At 67.3% G+C, this 26,202-nt stretch carries 23 protein-coding genes; 15 read left to right on the top strand and 8 right to left on the bottom strand.

Translation table 11 applies throughout. From position 1 onward, the window contains the following. Positions 1 to 64 precede the first annotated feature (64 nt). On the bottom strand, positions 65 to 325 hold the full coding sequence (locus ACSFA0_RS17975; protein ID WP_435451618.1) for a hypothetical protein: 261 nt from the start codon (positions 323 to 325) through the stop codon (positions 65 to 67). A gap of 212 nt (positions 326 to 537) precedes the next feature. Between ACSFA0_RS17975 and ACSFA0_RS17970 the strand changes: the two genes are divergently transcribed. Both ACSFA0_RS17970 and ACSFA0_RS17965 read left to right on the top strand, forming a co-directional pair. Further along, positions 538 to 1,161: a response regulator gene (locus tag ACSFA0_RS17970; RefSeq protein WP_435451617.1), complete on the top strand. Its 624-nt coding sequence runs from the start codon at positions 538 to 540 to the stop codon at positions 1,159 to 1,161. Beyond that, positions 1,161 to 2,981, top strand: a complete 1,821-nt coding sequence (locus ACSFA0_RS17965) for an ATP-binding response regulator (RefSeq protein ID WP_435451616.1) — start codon at positions 1,161 to 1,163, stop codon at positions 2,979 to 2,981. The genes ACSFA0_RS17970 and ACSFA0_RS17965 overlap by 1 nt, the downstream gene beginning before the upstream one ends. Here the strand turns inward: ACSFA0_RS17965 and ACSFA0_RS17960 are convergent. The 3 genes from ACSFA0_RS17960 to ACSFA0_RS17950 are packed head-to-tail and all read right to left on the bottom strand — an operon-like array spanning position 2,978 to position 6,929. Continuing rightward, positions 2,978 to 4,186, bottom strand: coding sequence for a CaiB/BaiF CoA transferase family protein (locus ACSFA0_RS17960; protein WP_435451615.1), 1,209 nt, complete (start codon positions 4,184 to 4,186; stop codon positions 2,978 to 2,980). The genes ACSFA0_RS17965 and ACSFA0_RS17960 overlap by 4 nt on opposite strands. 2 nt (positions 4,187 to 4,188) lie before the next feature. Then, positions 4,189 to 5,328 (bottom strand): FAS1-like dehydratase domain-containing protein, encoded by a 1,140-nt coding sequence (locus ACSFA0_RS17955; protein ID WP_435451614.1) that lies wholly within the window; start codon positions 5,326 to 5,328, stop codon positions 4,189 to 4,191. A gap of 47 nt (positions 5,329 to 5,375) precedes the next feature. Continuing rightward, positions 5,376 to 6,929: an acetate--CoA ligase gene (locus ACSFA0_RS17950; RefSeq protein ID WP_435451613.1), complete on the bottom strand. Its 1,554-nt coding sequence runs from the start codon at positions 6,927 to 6,929 to the stop codon at positions 5,376 to 5,378. A 154-nt stretch (positions 6,930 to 7,083) separates the two neighbouring features. On the opposite strand from ACSFA0_RS17950, the gene ACSFA0_RS17945 reads away from it, so the two are divergent. The 9 genes from ACSFA0_RS17945 to ACSFA0_RS17905 all read left to right on the top strand — a co-directional run bounded on the left by ACSFA0_RS17945 (position 7,084) and on the right by ACSFA0_RS17905 (position 14,564). Further along, entirely contained in the window at positions 7,084 to 7,542 is a 459-nt protein-coding gene (locus tag ACSFA0_RS17945; RefSeq protein WP_435451612.1) for a PaaI family thioesterase, read from the top strand. Positions 7,543 to 7,762: 220 nt separating this feature from the next. Beyond that, on the top strand, positions 7,763 to 8,725 hold the full coding sequence (locus ACSFA0_RS17940; protein ID WP_435451611.1) for a Bug family tripartite tricarboxylate transporter substrate binding protein: 963 nt from the start codon (positions 7,763 to 7,765) through the stop codon (positions 8,723 to 8,725). A 109-nt stretch (positions 8,726 to 8,834) separates the two neighbouring features. Beyond that, entirely contained in the window at positions 8,835 to 9,656 is an 822-nt protein-coding gene (locus ACSFA0_RS17935) for an IclR family transcriptional regulator (protein WP_435451610.1), read from the top strand. Further along, positions 9,653 to 10,027 carry an acyl-CoA thioesterase gene (locus ACSFA0_RS17930; RefSeq protein WP_435451609.1) on the top strand — a complete coding sequence of 125 codons (375 nt, stop codon included), beginning with the start codon at positions 9,653 to 9,655 and terminating at the stop codon, positions 10,025 to 10,027. Before ACSFA0_RS17935 ends, ACSFA0_RS17930 begins: the two co-directional genes overlap by 4 nt. A gap of 122 nt (positions 10,028 to 10,149) precedes the next feature. After that, positions 10,150 to 11,271 carry an S-(hydroxymethyl)glutathione dehydrogenase/class III alcohol dehydrogenase gene (locus tag ACSFA0_RS17925; protein ID WP_435451608.1) on the top strand — a complete coding sequence of 374 codons (1,122 nt, stop codon included), beginning with the start codon at positions 10,150 to 10,152 and terminating at the stop codon, positions 11,269 to 11,271. Continuing rightward, positions 11,264 to 12,181 (top strand): alpha/beta fold hydrolase, encoded by a 918-nt coding sequence (locus tag ACSFA0_RS17920; protein ID WP_435451607.1) that lies wholly within the window; start codon positions 11,264 to 11,266, stop codon positions 12,179 to 12,181. The genes ACSFA0_RS17925 and ACSFA0_RS17920 overlap by 8 nt, the downstream gene beginning before the upstream one ends. Beyond that, entirely contained in the window at positions 12,178 to 13,035 is an 858-nt protein-coding gene (fghA, locus tag ACSFA0_RS17915; RefSeq protein WP_435451606.1) for an S-formylglutathione hydrolase, read from the top strand. The genes ACSFA0_RS17920 and fghA overlap by 4 nt, the downstream gene beginning before the upstream one ends. A 16-nt stretch (positions 13,036 to 13,051) precedes the next feature. Further along, a complete protein-coding gene (locus ACSFA0_RS17910; protein ID WP_435451605.1) occupies positions 13,052 to 13,684 on the top strand; it encodes a 3'-5' exonuclease in 633 nt (210 codons plus the stop codon). A 70-nt stretch (positions 13,685 to 13,754) separates the two neighbouring features. After that, positions 13,755 to 14,564, top strand: coding sequence for a ParB N-terminal domain-containing protein (locus tag ACSFA0_RS17905; protein ID WP_435451604.1), 810 nt, complete (start codon positions 13,755 to 13,757; stop codon positions 14,562 to 14,564). Between the two features lie 16 nt (positions 14,565 to 14,580). Here ACSFA0_RS17905 and ACSFA0_RS17900 read toward each other — a convergent pair whose 3' ends face one another. The 4 genes from ACSFA0_RS17900 to ACSFA0_RS17885 form a co-directional block, all read right to left on the bottom strand. After that, positions 14,581 to 15,669 (bottom strand): PA0069 family radical SAM protein, encoded by a 1,089-nt coding sequence (locus tag ACSFA0_RS17900; RefSeq protein WP_435451603.1) that lies wholly within the window; start codon positions 15,667 to 15,669, stop codon positions 14,581 to 14,583. A gap of 61 nt (positions 15,670 to 15,730) precedes the next feature. Beyond that, positions 15,731 to 16,090, bottom strand: coding sequence for a hypothetical protein (locus tag ACSFA0_RS17895; protein WP_435451602.1), 360 nt, complete (start codon positions 16,088 to 16,090; stop codon positions 15,731 to 15,733). Between the two features lie 172 nt (positions 16,091 to 16,262). Next, positions 16,263 to 16,457: a hypothetical protein gene (locus tag ACSFA0_RS17890; protein ID WP_435451601.1), complete on the bottom strand. Its 195-nt coding sequence runs from the start codon at positions 16,455 to 16,457 to the stop codon at positions 16,263 to 16,265. 168 nt (positions 16,458 to 16,625) lie between these two features. Next, positions 16,626 to 17,282, bottom strand: a complete 657-nt coding sequence (locus ACSFA0_RS17885) for a glutathione S-transferase (RefSeq protein ID WP_435451600.1) — start codon at positions 17,280 to 17,282, stop codon at positions 16,626 to 16,628. Positions 17,283 to 17,382: 100 nt separating this feature from the next. Here ACSFA0_RS17885 and ACSFA0_RS17880 point away from each other — a divergent pair, with 100 nt between their 5' ends. The 4 genes from ACSFA0_RS17880 to treS all read left to right on the top strand — a co-directional run bounded on the left by ACSFA0_RS17880 (position 17,383) and on the right by treS (position 26,201). Continuing rightward, positions 17,383 to 18,600: a polyhydroxyalkanoate depolymerase gene (locus ACSFA0_RS17880; RefSeq protein ID WP_435451599.1), complete on the top strand. Its 1,218-nt coding sequence runs from the start codon at positions 17,383 to 17,385 to the stop codon at positions 18,598 to 18,600. Positions 18,601 to 18,757: 157 nt separating this feature from the next. Beyond that, positions 18,758 to 20,650 carry a 1,4-alpha-glucan branching protein GlgB gene (gene glgB, locus ACSFA0_RS17875; protein WP_435451598.1) on the top strand — a complete coding sequence of 631 codons (1,893 nt, stop codon included), beginning with the start codon at positions 18,758 to 18,760 and terminating at the stop codon, positions 20,648 to 20,650. Further along, positions 20,643 to 22,799 (top strand): alpha-1,4-glucan--maltose-1-phosphate maltosyltransferase, encoded by a 2,157-nt coding sequence (locus ACSFA0_RS17870; protein WP_435451597.1) that lies wholly within the window; start codon positions 20,643 to 20,645, stop codon positions 22,797 to 22,799. Before glgB ends, ACSFA0_RS17870 begins: the two co-directional genes overlap by 8 nt. A gap of 21 nt (positions 22,800 to 22,820) precedes the next feature. Continuing rightward, positions 22,821 to 26,201 carry a maltose alpha-D-glucosyltransferase gene (treS, locus tag ACSFA0_RS17865; RefSeq protein WP_435451596.1) on the top strand — a complete coding sequence of 1,127 codons (3,381 nt, stop codon included), beginning with the start codon at positions 22,821 to 22,823 and terminating at the stop codon, positions 26,199 to 26,201. Position 26,202: the final 1 nt, after the last annotated feature.

Below are 26,202 nucleotides of genomic sequence, written 5' to 3'. Positions count from 1 at the left end.
GGGCACCGATGGCTGCAAGGGATGCGGCGGCCATTATGTGCGCCCGACGGCGCCCTTCGGCCGCTCAGGCCGGCTGCGGCATCAGGGCGACGATCGTCTGCGGTTCCCGGCGCAGCGTGTCGATAGCGCAAGAGCCCAGGAGCCCACCTTCGAACCGGATGTCCACCCGCAGGAAATAGTGACCCAGCGACGCCGCCGCATCGAACAGGCAGCGCTCGATGGTGTCGAAGGCCGCGCCGCCATCCACGCCGTCGGTGCCCCGGGCGCTGATGCAGTAGGTGAAGCCGGTCGGCTCGTGGCGGCGGATATCGATCAAGGGCTTCATGCGGTCGGGAGGAATGCGGACGTGACACAGTCGCGTGGTGCGCGAGCCCGATGTTCGCCACCTTGTGCTCGAAGGTAAATAGTCCTTTTGGACCGGGCGAGTTCGCGCAGAATCGCCCGCACGCCCTCCACCTCGGGCGCTCGGCCAGCGCCGCTGTCTCGCAGCCACCCGCCGCTGATTCTTTAGTTCTCTTTCGGACCGTCGCCAGCGCCATGCTGCCCGCCAGAATTCTGCTGATCGATGACCACGCGCTGTTCCGGTGTGGACTGCACATGGTGCTGGCCGCAGGCATTCCCGGACTCGAAGTGGCGGAGGCGGCCTCGCTGGAGGACGCCATGCACTGCACGATGGCAACGCCCACCTTGGTGTTGCTCGACGTGCATCTGCACGGCCTCAACGGCATCGAAGGCATCGCATTGGTCAAGCGCAAGTGGCCGGACGCGGCGGTGATCATGCTGTCGTCGCAGGCGGAGCCGCACATGGTCGCGCTGGCGCTCGAACGCGGGGCCACCACGTTCGTCTCGAAGGCGGCGACGGCCGACACCATCCTCGAGGTCATTGACCGTGTCCGCCGCGGGCTGGTCCCATCGCCGACGCCGGGCGCCGCGCTCTCCACCCCCGCCCCGGTCGATGCCGATGCCCAGCGCCTGACACCGCGCCAGTGCGAGGTCCTCAACCTGATGTGCCAGGGCCTGTCGAACAAGCTCATCGGACGGCGGCTGAACCTGTCGGAGAACACGGTGCGCGGGCATGTGCAGGCAGTGCTCGCGGCGCTGCAGGTGTCGAGCCGGTCCGAGGCGAGCTTTGCCGCCCGCCAACGCGGTCTGGTCGCGTGATGGCGCTGAGGCGCTGGCTGGCCGACGACCGGACGCTGACCGAGCAGCTGCGGCTGCAACTGGGCCACGTGGGCAGTTCGGTGGTGCCGACGCTCCTGCTCGCACCGCTGCTGGTCTGGACGCTGGCCAACGCGCGCAACGCGACATGGCTCACCGCGTGGTGCGCGGCGATCGTCGGGATCAAGCTCTTCTACGCCTGGGACGCGGAGCGCACGCTGCGCATCGACCTGGCCACCACGCATCCGCATCGCGTGGTGGCGCGGCAAATGGTGCTGAACGCCATCGACGCGGTGGCCTGGGGCGCGCTCGCCTGGGTCACCCTCGACGACAGCAGCGTGGCGGGCAGCATCCTGGTGGTGGCCGTGCTCGCCGGCGTGGCGGGCAGCTCGATGGCGTCGCTGGCGCCCGTGCTGCCGGTGTTCATCGCGTTCGCGCTCTTCGAATTCGCCACCGTCGGCACCAAACTCTGGCTGCTCGGCAACCCGGCCTACCACGCGCTGGGCATCGCGGGTGCGCTGTACATCGCGACGCTGATGGGCCAGGCACGCAGCAGCGCGCGGGCCGCACGCGCAGCCATCGACCTGCGCTTCGAGAACCTCGGGCTGATCGAGCAGTTGCATGCCAGTTCCGCGGAGGCGCAGGCGGCCCGGCTGCAGGCCGAACAGGCCAGCCTGGCCAAGTCACGCTTCCTCGCCGCCGCCAGCCACGACCTGCGCCAGCCAATCCATGCACAAGGGCTGTTCCTCGAAGTACTGGCGCGCACGCGATTGAGCACCACCCAGTACGACGCGCTCGCCAATGCGCGCGCCACCTGGCAGGCGTCGGCCGAGATGCTGGACACCCTGCTCGACTTCTCGCGCATCGAGGCGGGGGTGGTCGAGCCGCACGTCCAGCCCTTCCACCTGCAGCCGCTGCTCAACAAGATCGAGAACGAGCTGGCACCTCAGGCCGACGCCAAGGACATCGTCTACCGATCGATCGACACCGAAATGGTGGTGGTTTCCGACCCGGCACTGGTTGCCCTGGTCTTGCGCAACCTGGTCACCAACGCGATCCGCTACACGGCGCGCGGCGGCGTGCTCGTCGCCTGCCGGCGGCGAGGGGGCCAGGCGGTTCTGGAAGTGTGGGACACGGGCATCGGCATCGACCCGTCGCAGCAACAGGCCGTATTCCGCGAGTTCCACCAGTTGGGCAATGCCGAGCGCGACCGACGCAAAGGCCTCGGGCTCGGCCTGGCGATCGCGCAAGGCCTGGCGCGCACGCTGAAGCAGGAGCTCACGCTGTCGTCGCGGCCGGGGCGCGGCAGCGTGTTCCGACTCAGCCTGCCGATTGCGCCGCCCGGGACCCTGGCGCGCCGGCCGGCCGCCGAACCGGTGGCTGCGCAGGTCTTCGACGTACGGGTGCTGGTCATCGACGACGACGAAGCCGTCCGTACCGGCATGCAGCAGTTGCTCACAGCCTGGGGCTGCGAGTGCGACGTGGCCGATTCCATCGAGGACGCGCTGGCACTGGCGCGCCGACGCACGCCCGACGTGGTCATCAGCGACTACCGGCTGCGCGGGCAGCAGACCGGCGCCGAAGCCATCGCGGCCCTGCGCGCCGAACATGGCAGCACATTGCCCGCGTTGCTCGTCACCGGCGACACCGCCCCGCAACGGCTGCGCGAGGCGCGTGCCAGCGGCGTGCCGTTGCTGCACAAACCGGTGGTACCGGCCCAACTGCATCACGGCCTGCAGTGCGTGTTGAAGCGCGTCGAACTCGATTCGAACTTCGCGCTGCTGAAGGATATGCACGCCCGCGCCGACGGAGCGGCGCGCTAGGGGCGTCGGCCGGCATGCGGACCGGGCGCCGGAACGACGCCGCGGGCCACCAGTCGATCGATGTCTGCCGGGCCGTAGCCGACGTCCTGCAGCACGCGCACCGCATCCGCATTGAACGGGCGCGGATCGGAGGCGGGCGCACCCGGCGTGGCATGCAGCCGCACCGGCAGTCCGATGCCACCGTATCGCTCGCGCGCCACCCGCATCCGGCGGTGTGCCGCATGCGGTTGTGCAAAGGCCTCCGACACCGAATGCACCGGTGCCGCAGGAACGCCCGCGCGCATCAGCGCGTCGCACAGCGCCCGGCGCTCCGACGAACCGATGGCACGCTCGATCTCCTCGCGCAGCACCTGCCGGTGCGCGATACGCAGCGCGTTGTCGCGAAAACGCGCGTCCGTCGCGAGGCCGGGCCGGTCGACCGCGGCGCAGAAGCGCTCGAATTGCCCCCGGTTCATGATGCCGAGGAAGATGTCGCCATCGCCGCAACGAAAGCGGTCGTAGGGCGCGATGTTCGGGTGCGCACTACCGAGCAGGCCGGGCTCCTGGTCCGATAGAAAGTAGTTGGCCGCATGCGGCACCAGCAGGCTCAACGCTGCATCGAACAGCGTCGCCTCGACCGACTGTCCCTGGCCCGAGGCATGCCGACTGTGCAGCGCCATCAGGATCGCGGACAACGCGGTGTAGGCCGTCAGGTGGTCGACGATCGGCACGCCGATGCGCGTCGGCCCGCTGGCCGGATCGCCATTGATGCTCATGAGGCCGCACATGGCCTGCAGCACCGCGTCGTAGCCTGGCATGCCGCCCAAGGGGCCGTCGGCGCCGAAGCCGCTGATGCTGCAATGAATCAGCCGGGGGAAGCGTCGCCGCATCCAACCCTCGTACGACACGCCCCATTTCTCGAGCGTGCCGGGCAGGAAGTTCTCGATCAGCACGTCGGCATCGGCGAGCAGCCGTTCGAGCACCTCTCGCCCTTCGGCCTTGGACAGGTCGAGAGCGATGCACTGCTTGCCACGGTTGACCGCGCCGAAATAGGCGGCGTCGCCTTCGCAGTCGAAGGGTGGCCCCAGGGTGCGGGTGTCGTCGCCGGTGGGCGGCTCGACCTTGACCACCGTCGCACCATGGTCTGCCAGCATCTGCGCGCACAGCGGCCCGGCCAGCACGCGCGACAGATCGACCACCCGAACGCCGGCGAGGGCTCCACGCATGGCTAGCCGCGGCTCGGCAGTTCGACCACGCCGGACCCGAGCACGGACAGCTCGTCGTCCTGGTTGCGAGCCTCCTGCTCGATCTCGACCAGGTGCTTGCCATCCTCGATGTACTTGCGCTTGACGTGGCCCTTGATGAAGAGCATGTCGCCTTCCGGGTTGTGACGCCGGATCTTGCAGTTCGCCTTGCGCAGGAAGCCGTCGTCACCCATCCAGTTGGTCAGATGGTGCGTCAGCCACGAGGTGCGTTCCGGGCCGTAGTCGTAAGCGCCGGGAGCACCCACTTCCAGCGCGAAATCTTCCTCCCAGTGCACGCGCTCGGGCACGTCCGGAATACCGAAGCGGTTCGTGATGCCGACGCCGGGATGCGCGTCGATCAGTCGCCAGGCCAGCTTGTTGGCGCGGATGTACAGCCCACCCCAGCCCTGCGCATAGGCGATGAAACCAGTGACCGTCATCGGGCCCTTGAACATCACCGGCAGGGCTTGGCCCTCCTCGACGTCTTCCCAGTAACGAGGCGTCGCGCCGCGCACTTCCTCTTCGCGGTACAGCTTGTAGGCCTCGCCAATCTCTTCGGGCGTGTAGCGCCGGGGTCCGCGCTCCCGCGCCTCCTTGTACTTGGTGCCCTGCTCGCGGGCATGGTCGCGTTCGGTGCGGAAGCACCAGCTGTCGGCCTCCGACACCTTGTCGCCCTTCTGGTTGTAGAAGTCGACGTGGTAGATCTGCTGGACGGCACGCCCCGCGAATCGGGTCTCGTGCTCGACCAGTTCCTTCAGGTAGGCCTCGGTGCGGATCTCGTCATTGCGAAGAACGGGCTGGTGCCAGGTCCAGTCGGCACCGGACCACATCGCGTGCACGCCGGGCAGGCCACCGACGTAGCCGGACACGATGCGGCTGGTCGAGAACAGGAAACTCGGCAGCGCCACGATGCCGCCGTACTTGGTCTTGGCCGCGTAGGCCGGATCGCACCACAGCGGGTTGTCGTCGCCGATGCCGTGCGCGTAGTGGCGAATGTTGTCGCGCGTGGCCTCGTGGCACCACGGCTCCAGCGTGTTCTCGATCTTCTGGCCGATCCGCTCGCGCAGTTCGTCCAGGCCCCGCTCGGTGATCTTGGGAAATGTTCTTTCGTTTTGTTCGGACATCGATGTCTCCTGGTGGTGGTGATAGGGGTTGAAGGGGTTGAAAGGGGTCAGACGCTCGCGGTCTTGGGTTCCCGGTCGCGCAACACCTTGCGATGGACCTTGCCCGCGGGCGTCTTGGGCAGGTCGGTCACGAAGACGACGTGCCGCGGGTACTCGTGCTGGCTCAATCGGCTGCGCACGAGATCCTGGATTTCCTTGGTGAAGGCGTCACTGCCTTCGCGCTGCGTGACGACGAAGGCCTTCACCACCTGACCGCGGAGCTCGTCGGCCACGCCGATGGCGGCCGCTTCCTGCACGTCGGGGTGCTTGAGCACGGCGTCTTCGATCTCCACCGCACTCATGGTCCAGCCGGCGGAGATGATCACGTCGTCGGCGCGCCCTGCGTGATAGAAGTAGCCGTCGGCGTCGACCTTGCCGAGGTCCTTGGTGGGCACCCAGACGCCGCCGCGCCAGACCTTCAGTTCGCCGACCACGCCCGGGGGGCAGGTCTTGCCGTCGGCATCCTGGACGTCCACGCGGCCCCCCGGGATCGGCTTTCCGAGCGAACCGTGCTTCACCTGGAAGTCCTCGGCACCGGGGTAGTTCACCAGGATCACGCCGATCTCGGTTGTGCCGTACATGCTGCAGACGGGGCGCCCGAAGGTGGCCTTGACGAAGTCCTCGGTCTCACTGTCCATCGGCTCGCCGGTGAAGGACACTTTCTCGAGGTAGTACTTGTACTTCGACGACGCCCCCGAGTTGCGCATCATTCGGAAGTGCGTCGCCGCCGCCGAGATGGTGTTGAAGCGGCCATGCTGCAGTGCCTTCAGCAGGCGGGCTGAATCGAACTTTCCAGAATAGGCGCCGATGGTCACGCCCAGCGCCAGCGGCGCCAGCGTGCCATGCCACAGCCCGTGCCCCCAGGCCGGTGACGACGGGCAGAAGAAGCGGTCGCCCGGGCGGATGCCCGTGCCGTACAGCGCCGCGAGCATCAGCGTCACCAGGGCGCGCTGCTTGTGCTTGACGGCGGCCGGCAACTCGCGCGTGGTGCCGGAGGTGTACTGGAAGATCGCGTCGTCTTCCGCACGGGTCTTGACCTCGAAGGTGTCGGAAAAGGGGCTCAGTGTTTGCACGAATCCTTCGTCGGCCACCAGCACTTCGACGCCGTCGATGCCTACCGAGACCGACGCCTTCTCGGCATTGGTCACCAGGATCTTCGGCTTGCAGTCCTCGACACGCAACCGGATGCCGTCCGGCCCGAAGAGCGTGAAGAGCGGCACTGCGATCGCGCCCGTCTTGATCGCGCCGAAGATGGCCACGTAGAAGGCCAGCGAAGGTTCGAGCATGACCGCGACACGGTCGCCGGGCCGGATGCCGCGCGCCACCAGCAGGTGGGCGAAGCGGCTCGACAGGCGCGACAGGGTCTTGAAGGTGATCACCTCTTCGCTGCCGTTCGCGTAGGCCACCACGATCGCCACCCTGTCGCCGAGCGCATGCCGGTCGACGCATTCGTGCGCGATGTTGAAGGCTTGGCGGTCGCCATCGAAAAGTTCCCAGAGCTTCTCCGGTGAGCAGTGTTTCTGCGCATCCGCGAACGAGGTGTAGTCGGTGAGTTTTTTCATCGGGTCCATGGCGTCTTGGCGATGAACGAACTATGCGACTTGTGCTTTATTATTGTCAAATGCATCTTGTATTTGTACATAGACAATTGTTAAATTGATCCCGGCCTGGGCTCGTTCCTAGAATCCGAGGCTCCTCCCCTGCCCGATCCTGGCCATGAACAACACGACCGATCTCTGCACCCGCCTGCGCGAAGGTGGATGGAAGCCACTCAGAGGAGCGGGCCGGTTCATGGCACTCGCCGGCCCGCTCTGGGCGGCGCGAGAGGGGGACGGATGGGCCTACGGCGTGGTGTCGACCGACGACCATCTGAACCCGGCAGGGGTGGTTCACGGCGGACTGCTCGCAACGCTGATCGATCACGCGCTGAGCACGCTCGCATGGGAAGCCGCAGGCCGCGCACCCTGCGTGACGGTGCAGCTCGACACGCACTTTCTCGCGTCCGTGCCGCCGGGCGTCCTGATCGAGGCGCGCGGACGGGTGGTGCGTCGCACGTCCAGCCTCCTCTTCATGCACGGCGCGCTGAGCGTGACCGGCAGTGACGTCCTGGCGGCCCAGGCGGTCATGAAGATGCAGGCGGCGAGACCCACGGCATCACGGAACGCGCTGCCATAGCGGCCAGGAACGGCGCTAACGCATTTGTCCTAATACAAATCCATGCTGTATTTGACAATGATAACTGCGACTTTCATACTCGAAACGAAGCTGTTCGGGATGACTTGAAGTTCCTGCATCGTGGATGCAAGGCGCCACGAACGGCGGCGAAGCCGGTGAACGCGGGGACCCATCGCCAGGGCCCGGGCTTGGCCATCGATGCCTTCAACAGGAGACAACAATGAGATTCTGGAAACTGCTCTTCACAGGATGCGTGCTGGCCTGCGCCTCACACGGATCGCTCGCGCAGGCCTACCCTGACAAGCCGATACGAATCATCGTGGCCTACCCTGCCGGGCAAGGCACCGACATCGCGGCGCGCTATCTCGGCAACCAGCTGTCGAAAGACCTGGGGCAGCCCGTTGTCATCGACAACCGGCCCGGCGCTGGCGGCAACCTGGGGACCGAACTCGCAGCCGACGCACCGGCCGACGGGTACACGCTCACCATGGGCACCAACGCCACGCACGTGGTGAACCAGTACCTCTACGCCGGAATGCGGCTGAAGCCCGAGACGGACTTCGAACCGATCGTTCTGGTCGGCAGCTTTCCGATGGTGCTGGCCGTCAACCCGAAGTCGTCGATGCAGTCGCTCGACGATCTGGTGGGCGCCGTCAAGCGCGACCCGCGCGCAGCCGACATCGCCACACCGAGCACGTCGGCGCGCCTGGTGGTCGAGCTGTTGAAGGAGCGTTCGAACCTGAAGCTCTTCCACGTGCCCTACAAGGGTTCGGGTGTCGCCATGACCGACGTGCTCGGCGGCCGTCTGCCGCTGGTCATCGACACGCCGACCGCGTTGCGCGCGCAGTTGGGTGCAGGCCACGTCCGCGCCTTGGCGGTCACGTCTGCCAAGCCGAGCGCCCTGGTGCCTGGTGTCAAGCCGGTCGCTGACCAGGGTTTCCCGGGCTTCGAGGTCGTCGCGTGGAATGCCCTCTTTGCACCTCGCGCGACGCCCGGGCCGATCCTTGACAAGCTCAACGCGGCGATGAACAGGATTCTCAGCCGCGCCGAGACGAAGCAGCAACTTCTCGAGTACGGCTTCGACCCGGGCGGCGGCACGCGCCAGCAACTCACCGACTTCGCGCAGACCGAGCGCAGGAAGTGGGAGCCGCTCATCAAGGCATCGGGGCTGAAGGCGGACTAGGCCGATGCCCGCGCGCGCAGACCCATTCGCGGGCATCGGGAGCACCTGGGCGAGCCTCGTTCACCGCCCACCATCTGGGATAAGCTTGCGGCCGCCGACCGCACGCTCCATGAAGTCCAGCCCCTCTCCCACCGCGAAGCCCGCCAAGGCGCAGCCCTCGACAAAGAAGCCGGTGCGGGTCCGGCCCGTTCCCGGCGTGACGCGCGCCGTCGCCATCCTCCGGCTGCTCGGTCGCTCGTCGCAGGCCATGGGCGTGAAGGCCATTGCCGACGAACTCGCCCTGGTCCCCAGCACCTGCCTGCATATCCTGCGCGCGCTGGTCGCTGAAGAGCTCGTCAAGATCGACAGCGACACCAAGCGCTACTCGCTGGGCACCGGCATGCTGAGTCTGGCGCGCAGCGCCATCGAGAGCAGCGGCTTCGCCAGCCTCGCGCAGCCCGTGCTCGACGTGCTGGCGAATGACTGGAACGTGACGATGATCGGCGTCGAGACACCCGACATCGACCACATGGTGGTGCTGGCCCTGTCGCGTTCGCGCGCGCCCTTCCGCCTGCATGTGGATGTCGGCAGCCGCTTCCCGGCGCTGGTGAGCGCCACCGGGCGCCTGGTCGCGGCCTTCAGCGACGAGCCGTGGCCGCAGATCGAGAAGCGCTTCAAGTCGCTGCGCTGGGACAAGCCGATCGACCTCGCCACCTGGAAGCGCGAGGTCGAACTCGTCCGCAAGCGCGGCTTCAGCATCGACCGCGGCAACTACATGAACGGCGTGACGGTGATCGCGGTGCCGCTGCTCGACGCGTCGCACCGGGTGAGCCACACGCTGGTCGCCACCGGGCTCTCCGACAACCTGGTCGGCAGCGCCACCATGGACCTGGCCAAGGCCATGAAGAAAGAGGCCGACGGCCTCTCGGCCCTGCTGCCCTCGCGCCGATGACGACCGAACCGGAACTCGTGCTGCGCCTCATCCCGATGCCGTCGGACACCTACCTGGGCGACCAGATCGCCGGCGGATGGATGCTGGCGAAGATGGATTCCGCCGGGAGCGTACTTCCGATGCGCGCGGCGCGCGGTCGCGTGGTGCTGGTCGCCATCGAGAAGCTGGCCTTCAGCCATCCGGTCAAGGCCGGCGACCTGGTGTCCTTCTTCGCGCAGGTGGTGCACGTCGGGCGGACGTCCATCAGCGTCCATGTGCGGGCCCTGACCGAGCGCCGCGGCAGCGAGGGCGTGACCACGCCGGTGACCGACGCCACGCTGGTCTACGTCGCCATCGACGACCAGGGCGCGCCGCGCCCGGTCACCGCCTGAGGTCGCAGCGTCCGTCGGGTGCGGCAGGGGCAAGACGGCGACGCCGCGGCCGCGCGATGCGAACCGTTTTAAGCTTGGGGGTCCGCGGTCGAACCGCCACCCCTTTCCTCAAGGACCTCCGCATGAAAACCAAAGCCGCCGTCGCCTGGCAGTCGGGCCAACCCCTGACCATCGAAACCGTCGACCTCGAAGGGCCGAAGTTCGGCGAAGTGCTGGTCGAGATCAAGGCCACCGGCATCTGCCACACCGACTACTACACCCTCTCGGGCGCCGACCCGGAGGGCATCTTCCCGGCCATCCTCGGCCATGAAGGTGCGGGCATCGTGGTCGACGTGGGCCCGGGCGTGACCACGCTCAAGAAGGGCGACCACGTCATTCCGCTCTACACACCGGAATGCCGCCAGTGCAAGTTCTGCCTGTCGCGCAAGACCAACCTCTGCCAGCTCATTCGCGGCACGCAGGGCAAGGGCTTGATGCCCGACGCCACCAGCCGCTTCAGCATGGACGGCAAGCCCATCTTCCATTACATGGGCACCTCGACCTTCAGCAACTACACGGTTGCCCCGGAGATTTCGCTGGCCAAGATCCGTGAAGACGCGCCCTTCGACAAGGTCTGCTACATCGGCTGCGGCGTGACCACCGGCATCGGCGCCGTGATCTTCACCGCCAAGGTCGAAGCCGGCGCCAACGTGGTGGTGTTCGGCCTGGGCGGCATCGGCCTGAACGTGATCCAGGGTGCCAAGATGGTGGGCGCCGACAAGATCATCGGCGTCGACCTGAACCCGGCACGCGAGGCGATGGCCCGAAAGTTCGGCATGACGCACTTCCTCAACCCGAAGGACATCGGGGCGGCCGGCGGCAACATCGTCGACGCGATCGTGCAGCTGACCGACGGCGGCGCCGACTACAGCTTCGAGTGCATCGGCAACACCAAGGTGATGCGCCAGGCGCTCGAATGCACGCACAAGGGCTGGGGCCGCAGCATCATCATCGGCGTGGCCGAGGCCGGTGCCGAGATCAGCACCCGACCATTCCAGCTGGTCACCGGCCGCCACTGGGAAGGCTCGGCCTTCGGTGGCGCGCGCGGCCGCACCGACGTGCCGAAGATCGTCGACTGGTACATGGAGAACAAGATCAACATCCACGACCTGATCACGCACACCATGCCGCTCGAAGACATCAACAAGGGCTTCGATCTGATGAAGCGCGGCGAGTCGATCCGCGGCGTGGTCCTGTATGACTGAAGCGATGCTCGGCCCGCTGCGCCGCGTGCGCGCCGGCGTGCTGGACATCGCCTTCCATGAGAGCGGGCCCGAGGGCGGGCCGCCCGCCGTGCTGCTGCACGGCTTTCCGTACGACGTGCACGCCTATGCCGAGGTGGTGCCGATCCTCGCGGACGCAGGCTGCCGCGTGGTCGTGCCCTACCTGCGCGGCTTCGGCCCGACCCAGTTCGTCGATGCGGCCACGCCACGCTCGGGCGAGCAGGCGGCGCTGGCTGCCGACCTGCGCGCGCTGCTCGATGCGTTGGCGATTCCGAAGGCCGTGATGGCCGGCTACGACTGGGGCGGCACGGCCGCCTGCGTGGCTGCGGCGCTGTGGCCCGAGCGCTGCACCGGGCTCGTGTCCTTCAACAGCTACAAGGTGCAGGCGATCGCGCATGCCGATGAACCCGCGCCGCCGGAGAACGAGTTCCGCTACTGGTACCAGTGGTACTTCCACACCGAGCGCGGCCGCGCGGGCCTCACGCAGAACCGCCGCGACCTGTGCCGGCTGCTGTGGCGGCTGTGGTCGCCAACCTGGGCGTTCGACGACGCCACCTGGGAACGCACTGCACCCGCCTTCGACAACCAGGATTTCGTCGACATCGTGATTCACTCGTACCGGCACCGCTACGGCAAGGCCGCTGGCGACCCGGCCTATGCCGACCTGCAAGCGGCCCTCGACCAGATGCCCGAGATCCGCGTGCCGTCGATGACCTTCGACGGTGCCGAGGACGGCGTGATGTCGCCCGCGGGCACGGCCGACCAGGGCCACCACTTCACCGGCCCGCGCACGCACCACACGCTGCCCGGCGTGGGCCACAACATGCCGCAGGAAGCACCCCGTGTGTTCGCCGACGCGGTGCTCGAACTCATTTCCCCGCATCGCCCATGACCGAATCCCCCAAGACCCTGTCCGAACACCGCTGCTTCGGCGGCACGCAGACCTTCCACGAGCACGCGTCGGGCGAGATCGGCCTGCCGATGCGCTTTTCGGTGTTCCTGCCGCCCCAGGCCGCGGACGGCCCGGTACCGGCACTGATTTACCTGGCGGGGCTCACCTGCAACGAAGAGACCTTCATGGTGAAGGCCGGCGCGCAGCGCCTGGCGGCCGACCTCGGCCTCGCGCTCGTCGCGCCCGACACCAGCCCGCGCGGCGCGAACGTGCCCGGCGAATCGGAGAGCTGGGACTTCGGCGTGGGCGCCGGCTTCTACCTCGATGCGACCGAGGCGCCGTGGGCCGCGCACTGGCGCATGGAAAGCTATCTGATCGGCGAACTGCTGCCGCTGCTCGGCACCGCCTTCCCGATCGATCCGCAGCGCATCGGCCTGACCGGCCATTCGATGGGTGGCCACGGCGCACTCACGCTGGCGCTGCGGCACCCGGGCCTCTTCAAGTCGCTGTCGGCCTTCGCGCCGATCTGCGCGCCCACGCGCTGCCCGTGGGGCGAGAAGGCCTTCACCGGCTACCTGGGCGCGGACCGCACGCGCTGGATCGAACACGACGCCACGGTTCTCATGGAAAACCAGCCGGTCGCGCCCTACCCGGCCGGCATCCTGGTGGACCAAGGGCTGGGCGACAGATTCCTCGCCGAGCAACTGCACCCGCACCTGTTCGAAGCCGCCTGCCACGCCATCGGCCAGCCGCTGACGCTGCGCCGCCACGAGGGCTACGACCACGGCTATTACTTCATCCAGAGCTTCATGGCGGACCACCTCGTCCATCACGCCCAGCTGCTGAAGGGCTGAACGTGACGACCCGCGCATGAACACCGCCCCGCCGCCCCTGCCGACCCGCGAAGAGATCGCCGCCTTCGACGTCTTCCCCGGACTCACGCTGCAGGACATCGACGTGGTGACCACCGCGCTTCAGGCAGAGCGGGCACTCGCCGAGCTCGGCGCGCTGAACGTGGTCGGTTTCGACACCGAATCGAAACCTACCTTCCTCAAGAACGAGATCTCGACCGGGCCGCACACGGTGCAGTTCGCCTCGCTCGAGCGGGCCTGGGTCTTCCAGGTGCACGACCCGGTCTGCCGCGCGGCGGCCGCCCATCTGATCGCCTCGAGCGCGCTCGTCAAGGTCGGCTTCGGGCTGGCCGGCGACCGCACGCAGATTCGCCGCACACTGGGCGTCGAGCCGCAGGGCGTGGTCGACCTCGACACCGTCTTCAAGCGCCGCGGCTACCGCGATGCAGTCGGCGTGAAGTCGGCCATCGCGCTGCTGTTCGGCCAACAGTTCGTCAAGTCGCGCAAGCAGTCGACCTCCAACTGGGCGACGCATCGCCTGTCGGAAGGCCAGGTGCGCTACGCCGCCAACGACGCCTACGCGGCGATGTGCGTGATGGACAAGCTGGGCCTGGACGCGGCCCGGCTGGTGCCGATGCCGCTGTCGAGCTGACGCACCGGGCCCTACGGGGCACGCTCACTACAATCGCGCCCCTTCTCCCGCTTCCCGAAATCGCGCACCCATGGACATCGTCGTCAACGAAGAACTCAAGGCCTACATCGACCCGCTGACGCCGGACGAATACGAATCGCTGGAACGCAGCCTGCTGGCCGAGGGCTGTCGCGACGCGCTCGTGATGTGGGGCGACGTGCTGGTGGACGGCCACAACCGCTACGGCATCTGCCAGAAGCACGGGCTGCCCTTCCAGACCGTGCAGAACCCACGCTTTCGCAGCATCGCCGACGTGCACCTGTGGATGATCGATCAGCACCTGGGCCGACGCAGCGTGTCGGACTTCCAGCGCGGCGTGCTGGCCCTGCGCAAGCGCGAGATCGTCGCCGAGCGACGCGCCCGCGCGACGGCGCCCGCGACTGCCGGCGCCACCGCCGACGAAGGCCCGCCCTTCGACGTGGACGAGGCGCCGCCGGCACCGATGAACAGTCGCGAAGCGATCGCCAAGGCCGCGCGCCTGAGCAGCAGCCAGGTCGTGATGATCGAGAAGATCCAGAAGCAGGCGGCGCCGGAGCTGGTCGAGGCCGTGAAGGCCGGCACCATCTCGATCAACGCGGCGGCCGCCGTCGCCAGCCTCCCCACCGAGGAACAGCAGGCCGCGGTCATCGCCGGCAAGGACGAGCTCAAGCAGGCGGCCAAGCGGGTGCGCGATGCCAAACGCAAGCCACGTGAACCGTCGGCCGAGTCGGCCGATGACGCCGCGCCGTCCGACATGGAGAACGACGGCGACGAGGTGCAGGCGCTGCGCCGCCGCGTGACGGAACTCGAGGCCGAGAACGCGGCGCTGCGCCGTCAGGTGGCGGACCTGCTGGCCGGCTGAGGCCGGCGCGCGGTCTTCAGAACAAGCTGCCCTGCCCGCCCACGCCCGGCGGCCGGAAGGCCCCCAGGTCCAGCGCGATGCGCTGCCGGTTGAAGCCGATGCGGTTCGTCGCCTTCTCGAAGCGCTGGCGGATCAGGTCGGCCCACAGGCCGCTGCCCTTCATGCGGGTGGCGAAGTCAGCGTCGTAGTCCTTGCCGCCGCGCATCTCGCGGATGCGCGCCATGACCCGGTCGGCGCGCTGCGGGTAGTGCAGTTCGAGCCACTCCTTGAAGAGCGGCGCGACCTCCCAGGGCAGCCGCACCACCGTGTAGAAGGCGCAGCGCGCGCCGGCCTCCCAGGCGGCTTCGAGCACCTGCTCCATGTCCTCGGTAATGAACGGAATCTGCGGCGCGACGCTCACGCCCACCGGCACGCCCGCCTCGGCCAGCGTGCGGATGGTGCGCAGCCGCCGGTGCGGCGCGGCGGCGCGCGGCTCCAGCGTGCGGGCCAGGTCACCATCGAGCGTGGTGACGCTGACGTACACCGCGGCCATCCGGTCGGCCGCCATCGGGGCGAGCAGGTCCAGGTCAAGCTCGACCGCGCTCGACTTGGTCACGATGCCGAAAGGGTGGCGCGCCTCGCGCAGCACCTCGAGCACCGAGCGCGTCAGCCGCAGCTCACGTTCGATCGGCTGGTAGCAGTCGGTGGCGGTGCCGATGGCCAGATGGCTGGGCCGGTAGCTCTTGCGGGCCAACTCGGCGCGCAGCACCTCGGCGATGTTGCGCTTGGCGATCAGCTTGGTCTCGAAGTCCAGACCGGGCGACAGGTTGAGGTAGCTGTGCGTCGGCCGGGCAAAACAGTAAACGCAGCCGTGCTCACAGCCGCGGTACGGGTTGAGCGAACGGTCGAAGGGAATGTCGGGGGAGTCGTTCTCGCTCAGGACCGACTTCACGTCCTCGAAACGAACCTCGGTTTTCAGCGGCGAAAGGCCCTCGGCCGCATCGTCTTGCAGCGTGTTCCAGCCGTCGTCGAAGTCGTCGCGCACATCGCGCTCGAAGCGGTGCGCCAGCCGGCTGGCGGCGCCGCGGCCCTTGAGGGCCTGGAGAGGAATCAGGTGGTCGGCCATGGAGCTGTATTTAATTACAGTATCGCGCATCGCCTCCGACAAGCAAAGAAGAAACCCCGACTCAGCGTGACGCGGCGTCTCGTCCGCCCTGCCCGGCATGTCGGCCGCTGCCGAGCAAGGCACCGAAGGCACTGGTCCAGAAGCCGGGAACCGCGTCCCTGTCGACGGGTTGCCGCGCGATCGGCTGGGGCAGGCTCGGTTCCGCCAGCTGCGATTCGGCGAGTGGCACGCGCGCCGGCGGCACGTACACCGGGCCACCGCAGCGCGCCTCGCACTCCTGCATCTCGCGCGCAAGACGCATCATCCGGGCCGACGCCCCCGGCTCCCGGCGGCGCAATGCGACCAGGCCTTCCAGGTATTCCTTGGTCAGCGCTTCCCATCGGGAGAAGGCTGACCCCATCGGAATGGTGTCGTGTGGCATGTGAATCTCTCTTCCAGCGTCGTGTCCATCGGCTCGGCACCGTGCGTGATGCCTACAAAAGACTTATCGGCAGGGCAGGCCGACTCTTGAGGTCCGAAGAGCAAATTTCGACGCAAGGGCCGGGGAAATACCGGCAACGATCCGCAGCGACAGCGGATCTGGCCGATGCCCGTCAGTTCTTGGGCCGCCAGGCGCTCAGGAACTCGGCCGTCTTGTCGCGCGGTTGCCAGGTGACCACGACGGTTTCGATGTTGGGGCCCAACGCCGCCTTGTTCGTCTGCAGACCGGCGCGCACACCGTCGTCACAGGCCGTCAGGCACAGCGCCAACACCGTCAAACCGGCAGCCACAGTCCAGGCGTTTTTCACAACCACATCTCCGGTTCGGAAAGCCGCCACCCAGGCGACTTCGCATGCCGGTGATGTTAGTTGAAATGTTAACCTTTAGTACTCTTTTGTGTAATAAATGTTAACCACAAGTACTCATTTCGTGACCGCCACAGGAACCCGGTACGAACGGATGCGAACACGGACAGGCTAGAACTCGGCATCCAACTCGTCGATTTCGTCGGGCTCCTGCTTCGCCGCAGCCACCCATTCCTGCATGGCCGGCAACGCCATGACCCGCTTGCAGTACGCGGCGCATTCACGGTCCAGCGACACGTCGTAGCTCAGGAACCGAGTCACCACCGGCGCGTACATGGCATCGGCGATGCAGGGCTGCGCGCCGAACAGGAAAGGCCCGCCGTAGCGCTGGAGGCATTCGCGCCAGATGGCGACCACGCGGTCGATATCGGTCTGGGCGCGCGACCAGATCTTGAAGTTCGGGAAGTGCCCCTTGATGTTCATCGGCAGCGAGCCGCGCATGGCGCTGAAGCCCGAGTGCATCTCCCCGCAGATGGCGCGGCAGTGGGCGCGCGCCTTGGCGTCGGCCGGCAGCAGGCCGGCCTTGGGCTTGATCTCATGGAGGTACTCGCCGATGGCCAGCGTGTCCCAGACCAGCACCGCGCCGTGCTGCAGCGACGGCACCAGCATCGACGACGACAGCAGCAGCATCTCGGCCTTCATGGCCGGGTCGTCCGGCGAGATCACCTTCTCGCTGAAGTCCAGCCCTGCCAGCTTGCACATGAGCCAGCCGCGCAGCGACCAGGCACCGTAGTTCTTGCTGCTGATGGTGAGAACGGGTTTGGCCATGCGTGCTCCTGATTGCCCAAGCGTGGGGATGCAAGTGCAAGGCCTGTGCCACGACGGATGCCGACCACGCGCTGGCCCGCAAATTGCCTTCAGCCCGCGCATGCTGTACCGGGCCTACCAAAACCAGAGCGATCTGATGTCTCCCATGCGGCTCGCGGCGCAGTTCATGGGTCAAACCATGTGGGCTGGCGCCGGCCCCGACAGCGCCAGCCGCAAGATGGCCGCCGCCTTCGAGGTTTTCTCGCGCCTGCGGCTGACCCACACCCGGCCGGCCTACGGCATCGACCAGGTGCTGGTCGACGGTGAACCGGTGGCGGTGCACGAGGAAGTGACGCTGGTCGCCCCCTTCGGCACCCTCCGCCGTTTCCGCAAGGACACCAAGGCGGTGCATCCGCCCGTGCTGCTGGCGGCACCGTTGTCGGGCCATTTCGCCACGCTGCTGCGCGAAACGGTGCGCACGCTGCTGCGCGATCACGACGTCTACCTGACCGACTGGCACAACGCCCGCGACGTGCCGCTGCGCCATGGCGGCTTCAGCCTGGACGACTACACAGCCCAGCTCATTGCCTTCCTCGAAGCCATCGGGCCCGGCGCCCACCTGGTCGCCGTCTGCCAGCCCTGCGTGGCCGCGCTGGCCGCCACCGCGCTGATGGCCGAAGACGACAACCCCGCCGCGCCGAAGAGCCTGACGCTGATGGCCGGGCCGGTCGATTGCCGCGTCAACCCCAGCGGCGTGAACACGCTCGCCACCAGCAAGCCCATCGACTGGTTCCGCAAGAACCTCATCAGCCACGTGCCCTTCCCGCACGCCGGGATGATGCGGCGCGTGTACCCCGGCTTCCTGCAGCTGACGGCCTTCATGAGCATGAACCCGGAACGGCACAAGGAACAGTTCAAGAAGCTGTACCAGCATATCGTCGACGGCGAGACCGAGAAGGCAGAGACGATCCGCAATTTCTACGACGAGTACCTGGCGGTGAACGACCTGCCGGCCGAGTTCTACCTGGAGACCGTCGAGCGGGTCTTCCAGACCTACGACCTGCCACGCGGCGTGCTCACGGTGCACGGCCGCACCGTCAACCCAGCTGCCATCCGCAGGACCGCGCTGATCACCGTCGAGGGCGAGCGCGACGACATCTGCTCCGTGGGCCAGACGGTCGCTGCGCAAGACCTCTGCCCCAACATCCGCCCCTACCTCAAGACGCACCACCTGCAGGCCGGCGTGGGCCACTACGGCGTGTTCAGCGGCAGCAAGTGGAACGCGCAGATCTACCCACGGGTGCGCGAAGCGATCCACGCCGCGGCCGAGCTGCATTGAAGCTCGCGCCAGGGCGCCGCGTCGCACCCGGTGTAGCGCCTGTCTGACAGGACGAAGGGCGCTCGGCGGCCCGGAGCGTCAAGTGGGTGGCGTACGCTAAAGGCTTCAAGCCCGTAGTCGACGCGCCGGATTCTTCGGCGCAACAAGGAACGCACCCGTGCACATCGAACACTCTCGCCTCAGCGAGCATGACGTCTGGCTTTTCCGGGAAGGCACGCACGCGAAACTGCACGAGACGATGGGCTGCCACCTCCAGCCCGGCGGCGGCGCCACCTTCGCGGTCTGGGCCCCCAACGCGCGCGCCGTGTCGGTGATCGCCGACTGGAACGGCTGGGACGACAGCGTCATGCCGCTCGAGCCCCGACCCGACGGCAGCGGCGTGTGGGAAGGGTTCGACCCGCAAGCCACCCGCGGCGCGGTCTACAAGTACCGCATTTTCTCCGCGACCAACGGCAACGTTCTGGAGAAGGCCGACCCCTTCGCCTTCTATGCCGAGCCAGCGCCCGCCACCGGATCGCGCGTGTGGTCGCTCGAACACACCTGGAACGACGACGCCTGGATGGCCGCTCGCGGCCCCAAGAATGCGCTCGACGCGCCGATGTCGACCTACGAGTTGCATGCCGGCTCCTGGCAGCGGCAGGACGGCGAGATGCTCGGCTGGCGCGAGCTGGGCGAGCGCCTGGCCGACTACATGGTCGACATGGGCTTCACCCACGTCGAGCTGATGCCGGTGACCGAGCACCCCTTCTACGGCTCCTGGGGCTACCAGACCACCGGCTACTTCGCGCCGACCTCGCGTTACGGCACGCCGCAGGACTTCATGGCCTTCGTCGACCACATGCACCAGCGCGGCATCGGCGTGCTGCTGGACTGGGTGCCCTCGCACTTCCCGACGGATGCGCACGGGCTGGCCTTCTTCGACGGCACGCATCTCTACGAGCACGCGGACCCGCGCCAGGGCTTCCATCCGGAGTGGAACTCGAGCATCTTCAACTACGGCCGCAACGAGGTCCGCAGCTTCCTGATCTCGTCGGCGTTGTTCTGGTTGGAGCGCTACCACCTCGACGGTCTGCGGGTCGACGCGGTCGCCTCGATGCTCTACCTCGACTACGCGCGCAAGCAGGGCGAGTGGATCCCCAATGTGCATGGCGGCCGCGAGAACCTCGAGGCCATCGGCTTTTTGCGCGACCTGAACAAAGCGGTGTACCGCGAGCACCCCGACACCGTGTCGGTGGCCGAGGAATCGACCGCATGGCCGATGGTGTCGCGCCCGACCGACATGGGCGGCCTGGGCTTCGGCATGAAATGGAACATGGGCTGGATGCACGACACGTTGTCGTACTTCGCCAAGGACCCGATCCATCGGCGCCATCACCATCACCAGCTGACCTTCTCGCTGGTCTACGCCTTCAACGAGAACTTCGTCCTGCCGCTCTCGCACGACGAGGTCGTGCACGGCAAGGGCTCGCTCATCAACAAGATGCCGGGCGACCCGTGGCAACAGTTCGCCAACCTGCGCGCTTTGTTCGGCCTCATGTGGGCACACCCCGGCAAGAAGCTGCTCTTCATGGGCGGCGAATTCGGGCAGCGCCGCGAGTGGACGCACGACGGCGAACTCGAATGGTGGGTCACCGGCCAGGAAGGCCACGGCGGCCTGCAGCATTTCGTGCGCGAGCTCAACCGCGTGTACAAGGCCGAGCCCGCGCTGTACGAAGTCGACTTTTCGCCCGACGGCTTCGAGTGGGTGGAGACCGACGACGCGCAGAACAGCGTGTTCGCCTTTCTGCGCAAGGCGCGCAACGGCGACCCGGTGCTGGTGGTGTGCAACCTCACGCCGCTGCCCCGCACCAACTACCGCCTCGGCGTGCCGCTGGCCGGCATGTGGCGCGAACTGCTCAACAGCGACGCACGCGACTACGGCGGCGCCGGCTGGGGCAACATGGGCGCAGTCGAATCCGCGCCGCTGCCGGCGCACGGTCGCCCGCACTCGCTGACGCTGACGCTGCCCCCTCTTTCCACCCTGATCCTGAAGCTGGAGACCCATGCCTAAGAGCCCCTCGAAGAGCGCACCGAAAAGCACGACGACGCCCGCCGCGAAGCCATCGAAGGCCGCGAGCAGGCCGAGTGAAGACACCACCGCGGCCACGCCGGCCATCCCCGAGACGCAGACCGCCGCATTGATCTCGCGCCCGCACAGCCTGCCCAAGGAAGGCCGGATCCGCGCGGTGATCGACGCCGTGCTGCCCAACGTCGATGGCGGCCGCTTCGCGGTCAAGCGCATCGCGGGCGAGCCCTTCGAGGTCACGGCGCACTGCATCACGGACGGCCACGACGTGCTGCGCGCGGTGATCCAGTGGTGGCGCGAGGGCGACACCACGGTGCACGAAACGCCGCTCGCACTCGTCACCAATGACGTGTGGACAGGCAGTTTCACCCCGACGGTGCCGGGCCGCTACATCTACTCGGTGCTCGCCTGGGTCGATGGCTTCGCCTCCTGGCGCCATGAACTGACGCGCCGCGTGGACGACGCCGACATCCGCATCGCCGCGAAGGTAGGCGCCACCGAGGTCGCCGCGGCGGCCAAGCGCGCCACCGGCGACGATGCGGTCACGCTCGCGCGCCTGGCGACCGAACTCGACCGTGCCGCCGCCGACGAAGCGATCACCGGCACGGCCCTCAAGGCCCTGGCGCTCGACGAGAAGCTGGAAGCCCTGGCCTCGCTCTACCCCGACCGCCGCTTCGAGGCGCGCTACGGCGCCGAGCTGTCGCTGGTGGCGGACCGCGAACGCGCGCGCTTCAGCAGCTGGTATGAACTGTTCCCGCGCTCGGCTGGCACCGTGCCTGGCGAGCACGGCACGTTCAAGGATGTCGAAGCGCGCCTGCCTGCCATCGAGAAGATGGGCTTCGACGTGCTGTACTTTCCGCCGATCCACCCGATCGGCCGCATCGACCGCAAGGGCAAGAACAACGTGCTCGTCACCGAGCCCGACGACGTCGGCAGCCCCTGGGCCATCGGCGCTGAAGAAGGCGGCCACAAGTCCATCCTGCCCGAGCTCGGCACGCCGGAGGACTTCCGCCATCTGGTGGCCGAGGCCGGCAAGCACGGCCTGGAGATCGCGATGGACATCGCCTTCCAGTGCGCACCCGACCACCCCTACGTCAAGGCACACCCGGGATGGTTCCGCTGGCGACCCGACGGCACGGTGCAGTACGCCGAGAACCCGCCCAAGAAATACCAGGACATCTACCCGTTCAACTTCGAGTGCGACGACTGGCAGGGGCTGTGGACCGAATTGAAGAGCGTGTTCGACCACTGGATCGGCGAAGGCGTGACGATCTTCCGCGTCGACAACCCGCACACCAAGGCCTTCCCGTTCTGGGAATGGTGCATCACGGAGATCAAGCGAGAGCATCCCGAGGTGCTTTTCCTCGCCGAAGCCTTCACCCGACCGAAGGTGATGCACCGTCTGGCCAAGCTGGGCTTCTCGCAGTCGTACACCTACTTCACCTGGCGCAACACCAAGCAGGAACTGACCGAGTACTTCACCGAGCTGTCGCAAGGCCCGGGCTACGACTACTTCCGCCCGAACGTCTGGCCCAACACGCCCGACATCCTGCATGAGCAACTGCAAAGCGGCGAGGCGCCGATGTTCCGGATGCGGCTGGCACTGGCCGCCACGCTGGCCGCCAGCTACGGCATCTACGGCCCGGCGTACGAACTGCTCGAGCACAAGCCGCGCCACGCGGGCAGCGAGGAATACCTCGACTCCGAGAAGTACCAGCTGCGCACCTGGCCCAACGACATGCCGCACAGCCTGGCGCCCTTCATCGCGCGCATCAACCGCATCCGTCGCGACAACCCCGCCCTGCAGAGCAACGCGACGCTGCGCTTCCTGGCGGTCGAGAACGACCAGCTGCTGGCCTACGTGAAGTCCTCGGAAGACGGCAGCAACGTGGTGGTCACGGTCGTCAACCTCGACCCGCACAACGCGCAGTCCGGCTGGATCGGCCTCACGCCTGAATCGATCGGCGTTCCGGCCGGCCAGTCCTTCCAGGTGCACGACCTGCTGAGCGACCAGCGCTTCCTGTGGCAGGGCGAATGGCACTACGTCATGCTGGAGCCGCAGCACACGCCGGCCCATGTGTTGCGGGTGCGCCGCCGCACACGCGACGAGAACGACTTCGAATACTTCCTCTAAAAGAAGAGAGGCACTGCGCCCATGAATGCTCCCTTGCCCGTCCAACCGGTCCAGCCCCCGCAACATGCGAGCACAGCGTCGTCCGCAGTGCCGGCATTGACGCTTGAAACCCCGGAGATCGACACCAGCGACGATCCGCAGTGGTACCGCGACGCGGTCATCTACCAGCTCAACGTCAAGGCCTTCTTCGATTCGAACAACGACGGCATGGGCGACTTCAAGGGCGTGACCGCGAAGCTCGACTACGTGAAGGAGCTGGGCGTCAACACGATCTGGCTGATGCCCTTCTATCCGTCCCCGCTGCGCGACGACGGCTACGACATCTCGGAGTACGAAAGCGTCCACCCGCAGTACGGCACGATCGAAGACTTTCGCGAGATGCTCGAGGCCGCCCACGCGCGAGGCCTCCGCGTGATCACCGAGCTGGTCATCAACCACACCTCCAGCGAGCACCCGTGGTTCAAGGCGGCCCGCGCCGCCCCGCCCGGCTCGCCCGAGCGCAACTTCTACGTGTGGAGCGACACCGACCAAATCTACCAGGGCACGCGGATCATCTTCACCGACACCGAGACCTCGAACTGGACCTGGGACCCGGTCGCCAAGCAGTACTACTGGCACCGTTTCTTCAGCCACCAGCCCGACCTCAACTTCGACAACCCGGCGGTGCTCGAAGCCATCATGAAGACGATGCGCTTCTGGCTGGACATGGGCGTCGACGGCTTCCGGCTCGACGCGATCCCCTACCTGGTCGAGCGCGACGGCACCAGCAACGAGAACCTGCCCGAGACGCACGACGTCATCAAGAAGCTGCGCGCCACCATCGACGCCGAATACAAGAACCGCTTCCTGCTGGCCGAGGCCAACATGTGGCCCGAAGACGTGCGCGAGTACTTCGGCAACGGCGATGAATGCCACATGGCGTACCACTTCCCGCTGATGCCGCGCATGTACATGGCCATCGCCCAAGAAGACCGTGATCCGATCATCGAAATCATGCAGCAGACGCCCGACATCCCGGACGGCTGCCAGTGGGCCATCTTCCTGCGCAACCACGACGAGCTCACGCTCGAGATGGTGACCAGCCGCGAACGCGACTACATGTACCGCATGTACGCGGCCGACCCGCGCGCCCGCATCAACCTGGGCATTCGCCGCCGGCTGGCGCCGCTGATGGAGAACGACAACGACCGCATCAAGCTGATGAACAGCATGCTGCTGTCGATGCCGGGCTCGCCGATCATTTATTACGGCGACGAGATCGGCATGGGCGACAACGTCTTCGTGGGCGACCGCAACGGGGTTCGCACGCCCATGCAGTGGAGCCCCGACCGTAACGCCGGCTTCTCGCGCGCCGACCCGCAGAGCCTGTACCTGCAGCCGATCATGGACCCGATGTACGGCTACGAGGCGCTCAATGTCGAGACGCAGTCGCGCGAAGCCAGCTCGCTGCTCAACTGGACCAAGCGCATGCTCGCCGTGCGCAAGACCAGCCATGCCTTCGGGCGCGGCAAACGCCGCTTTCTGAAGCCGGGCAACCGCAAGATCCTGGCGTACCTGAGCGAGTACGGCGACGACGCGATCCTCACCGTCTTCAACCTGTCGCGCTCGGCGCAGCCGGTGGAGCTCGACCTGTCGGCCTTCAAGGGCCGCGTGCCGGTCGAGATGCTCGGCAAGACCGCCTTCCCGCCGGTGGGCGAGCTGCCCTACCTGCTGACGCTGCCCTCGCACGGCTTCTATTGGTTCCGCCTGTCGGCCGACGTGCAGATGCCGGCGTGGCATCAGGAAGGGACACCGCTGCAGGACCGCGCGGTGCTCGTGCTGTTCGACGGCTGGACCAGCTTCTTCCGCGAGCGCGTGATGCCCTGGCGCATCGGCATGGCCGAGCGCATGCGGCTGCAGCTCGAGACCGAGACGCTGCCACGCCACGTCGAGACGCAGCGCTGGTACGCGTCGAAGGGGACGTCGATCGCGCGTGCGCGGGTACGCGACCACGCCGTGTGGGACGCCGGCCAGCGCAGCTGGATGCTGCCCCTGCTCGACCTCGACGGCCCGAGCGAGACCTCCACCTACTTCATGCCGCTCGCGCTGGCCTGGGAAGACCACGACGAGGACCGCATGAAGGCGTTGATGGCCTGCCCCGTCGCCAAGGTGCGGCAGCAGGCCAATGTCGGCGTGATGGCCGACGCCTTCTTCGACGAGAGCTTCTGCCGCGCACTGGTCGAGGCCATGGGCGAGCGGCTCACGTTGCCGACCAACGGTGGCAAGCTGCTGTTCACGCACACCGACGCCTTCGCCAAGCTGGCGGGCAAGGACGTGAACGCGCTGGCGGTGACCGCGCCGACCGCGCAGAGCAGCAACACGGTCGTCACGCTCGGCGAACGGCTGTTCCTCAAGGGCTACCGGCGCCTGCGCCCTGGCATCAACCCCGAACTGGAGATGGGCCGCTTCCTCACCGAGGTGGCCAAGTACCCGAACTGCGTGCCGGTCGCCGGCGCGCTGGAATACGTGGCCAACGACGGCAGCACCATGACGCTGGCGCTGGTGCAGTCGTATGTGCCCAACCAGGGCGACGGCTGGGACTACACGCTCAGCTACCTGGAGCGCTACCTGGAGTCGATCCGCACCATCGACACCGAGCAGCCGGCCGACGTGCACGGCGGCTTCCTGTCGCTGATGCAAACGCTGGGCGAACGCACTGCCGAGCTTCACCTGGCGCTGTCGAAGCGCACCGGCGACAAGGCCTTCGATCCCGAGCCGATGACGGAACAGGACGTGGCCGGCTGGCGCGAACGCGCCGCCAACGAAACCGGACGCACCCTCGACCGCCTGGCCGAGCGCCTGGCCGATCTGCCGCACGAACTGCAGGACGAGGCCAAGCGACTGTTGGTGCGCGCGGCCGAAGTGCGCGACCGCGTCGCGGCCTTCCCGCTGGAGGGGCAGAGCGGCGTCAAGACCCGCTTCCATGGCGACTATCACCTGGGCCAGGTGCTGGTGTCGCGCAACGACTTCCTGATCATCGACTTCGAGGGGGAACCAGCGCGCAGCTTCGAGGAGCGGCGCCAGCGCAGCTCAGCCTTACGCGACGTGGCGGGCATGGTGCGCTCCTTCAACTACGCGCGCTGGTCCGCCCTGCGCCGCGTAGCACAAAGCGCTGACGAGATCCTCAAGCTGGAGCCCGCTGCGCGCGCCTGGGAAGCAGAAACGCGCGATGCCTTCCTGGGGGCCTATATGGCGCGCATGAGCCACGGCGGCGCGACCCAGAGCGAAGAATCGGCCACCCGCCTGCTCGCGCTCTTCGAGTTCGAGAAGGCGATGTACGAGCTGCGCTACGAGCTGGACAACCGGCTCGACTGGGTGCAGGTCCCGCTGCAGGGCATCCTGGCGCTGATCGACGCCCACTGAC

Origin of the sequence: Variovorax restrictus (genome assembly GCF_051216715.1) — a bacterium.
Classification (GTDB): Bacteria; Pseudomonadota; Gammaproteobacteria; order Burkholderiales; family Burkholderiaceae_C; genus Variovorax.
Note: the sequence above shows the minus strand (reverse complement) of the source record. Positions and strands in the feature narration are given on the sequence as shown.

Bases quoted from the DNA above. Each gene is read 5' to 3' on its own strand.
- ACSFA0_RS17880 (WP_435451599.1), top strand. From the start codon at position 17,383: ATGCTGTACCGGGCCTACCAAAACCAGAGCGATCTGATGTCTCCCATG.
- ACSFA0_RS17895 (WP_435451602.1), bottom strand. From the start codon at position 16,090: ATGCCACACGACACCATTCCGATGGGGTCAGCCTTCTCCCGATGGGAA.
- ACSFA0_RS17925 (WP_435451608.1), top strand. From the start codon at position 10,150: ATGAAAACCAAAGCCGCCGTCGCCTGGCAGTCGGGCCAACCCCTGACC.
- ACSFA0_RS17950 (WP_435451613.1), bottom strand. From the start codon at position 6,929: ATGAAAAAACTCACCGACTACACCTCGTTCGCGGATGCGCAGAAACAC.
- ACSFA0_RS17905 (WP_435451604.1), top strand. From the start codon at position 13,755: ATGGACATCGTCGTCAACGAAGAACTCAAGGCCTACATCGACCCGCTG.
- ACSFA0_RS17930 (WP_435451609.1), top strand. From the start codon at position 9,653: ATGACGACCGAACCGGAACTCGTGCTGCGCCTCATCCCGATGCCGTCG.
- ACSFA0_RS17970 (WP_435451617.1), top strand. From the start codon at position 538: ATGCTGCCCGCCAGAATTCTGCTGATCGATGACCACGCGCTGTTCCGG.
- ACSFA0_RS17965 (WP_435451616.1), top strand. From the start codon at position 1,161: ATGGCGCTGAGGCGCTGGCTGGCCGACGACCGGACGCTGACCGAGCAG.
- ACSFA0_RS17935 (WP_435451610.1), top strand. From the start codon at position 8,835: ATGAAGTCCAGCCCCTCTCCCACCGCGAAGCCCGCCAAGGCGCAGCCC.
- ACSFA0_RS17975 (WP_435451618.1), bottom strand. From the start codon at position 325: ATGAAGCCCTTGATCGATATCCGCCGCCACGAGCCGACCGGCTTCACC.
- ACSFA0_RS17885 (WP_435451600.1), bottom strand. From the start codon at position 17,282: ATGGCCAAACCCGTTCTCACCATCAGCAGCAAGAACTACGGTGCCTGG.
- fghA (WP_435451606.1), top strand. From the start codon at position 12,178: ATGACCGAATCCCCCAAGACCCTGTCCGAACACCGCTGCTTCGGCGGC.
- ACSFA0_RS17920 (WP_435451607.1), top strand. From the start codon at position 11,264: ATGACTGAAGCGATGCTCGGCCCGCTGCGCCGCGTGCGCGCCGGCGTG.
- ACSFA0_RS17945 (WP_435451612.1), top strand. From the start codon at position 7,084: ATGAACAACACGACCGATCTCTGCACCCGCCTGCGCGAAGGTGGATGG.
- ACSFA0_RS17910 (WP_435451605.1), top strand. From the start codon at position 13,052: ATGAACACCGCCCCGCCGCCCCTGCCGACCCGCGAAGAGATCGCCGCC.
- ACSFA0_RS17960 (WP_435451615.1), bottom strand. From the start codon at position 4,186: ATGCGTGGAGCCCTCGCCGGCGTTCGGGTGGTCGATCTGTCGCGCGTG.
- ACSFA0_RS17900 (WP_435451603.1), bottom strand. From the start codon at position 15,669: ATGGCCGACCACCTGATTCCTCTCCAGGCCCTCAAGGGCCGCGGCGCC.
- ACSFA0_RS17870 (WP_435451597.1), top strand. From the start codon at position 20,643: ATGCCTAAGAGCCCCTCGAAGAGCGCACCGAAAAGCACGACGACGCCC.
- ACSFA0_RS17940 (WP_435451611.1), top strand. From the start codon at position 7,763: ATGAGATTCTGGAAACTGCTCTTCACAGGATGCGTGCTGGCCTGCGCC.
- treS (WP_435451596.1), top strand. From the start codon at position 22,821: ATGAATGCTCCCTTGCCCGTCCAACCGGTCCAGCCCCCGCAACATGCG.
- ACSFA0_RS17955 (WP_435451614.1), bottom strand. From the start codon at position 5,328: ATGTCCGAACAAAACGAAAGAACATTTCCCAAGATCACCGAGCGGGGC.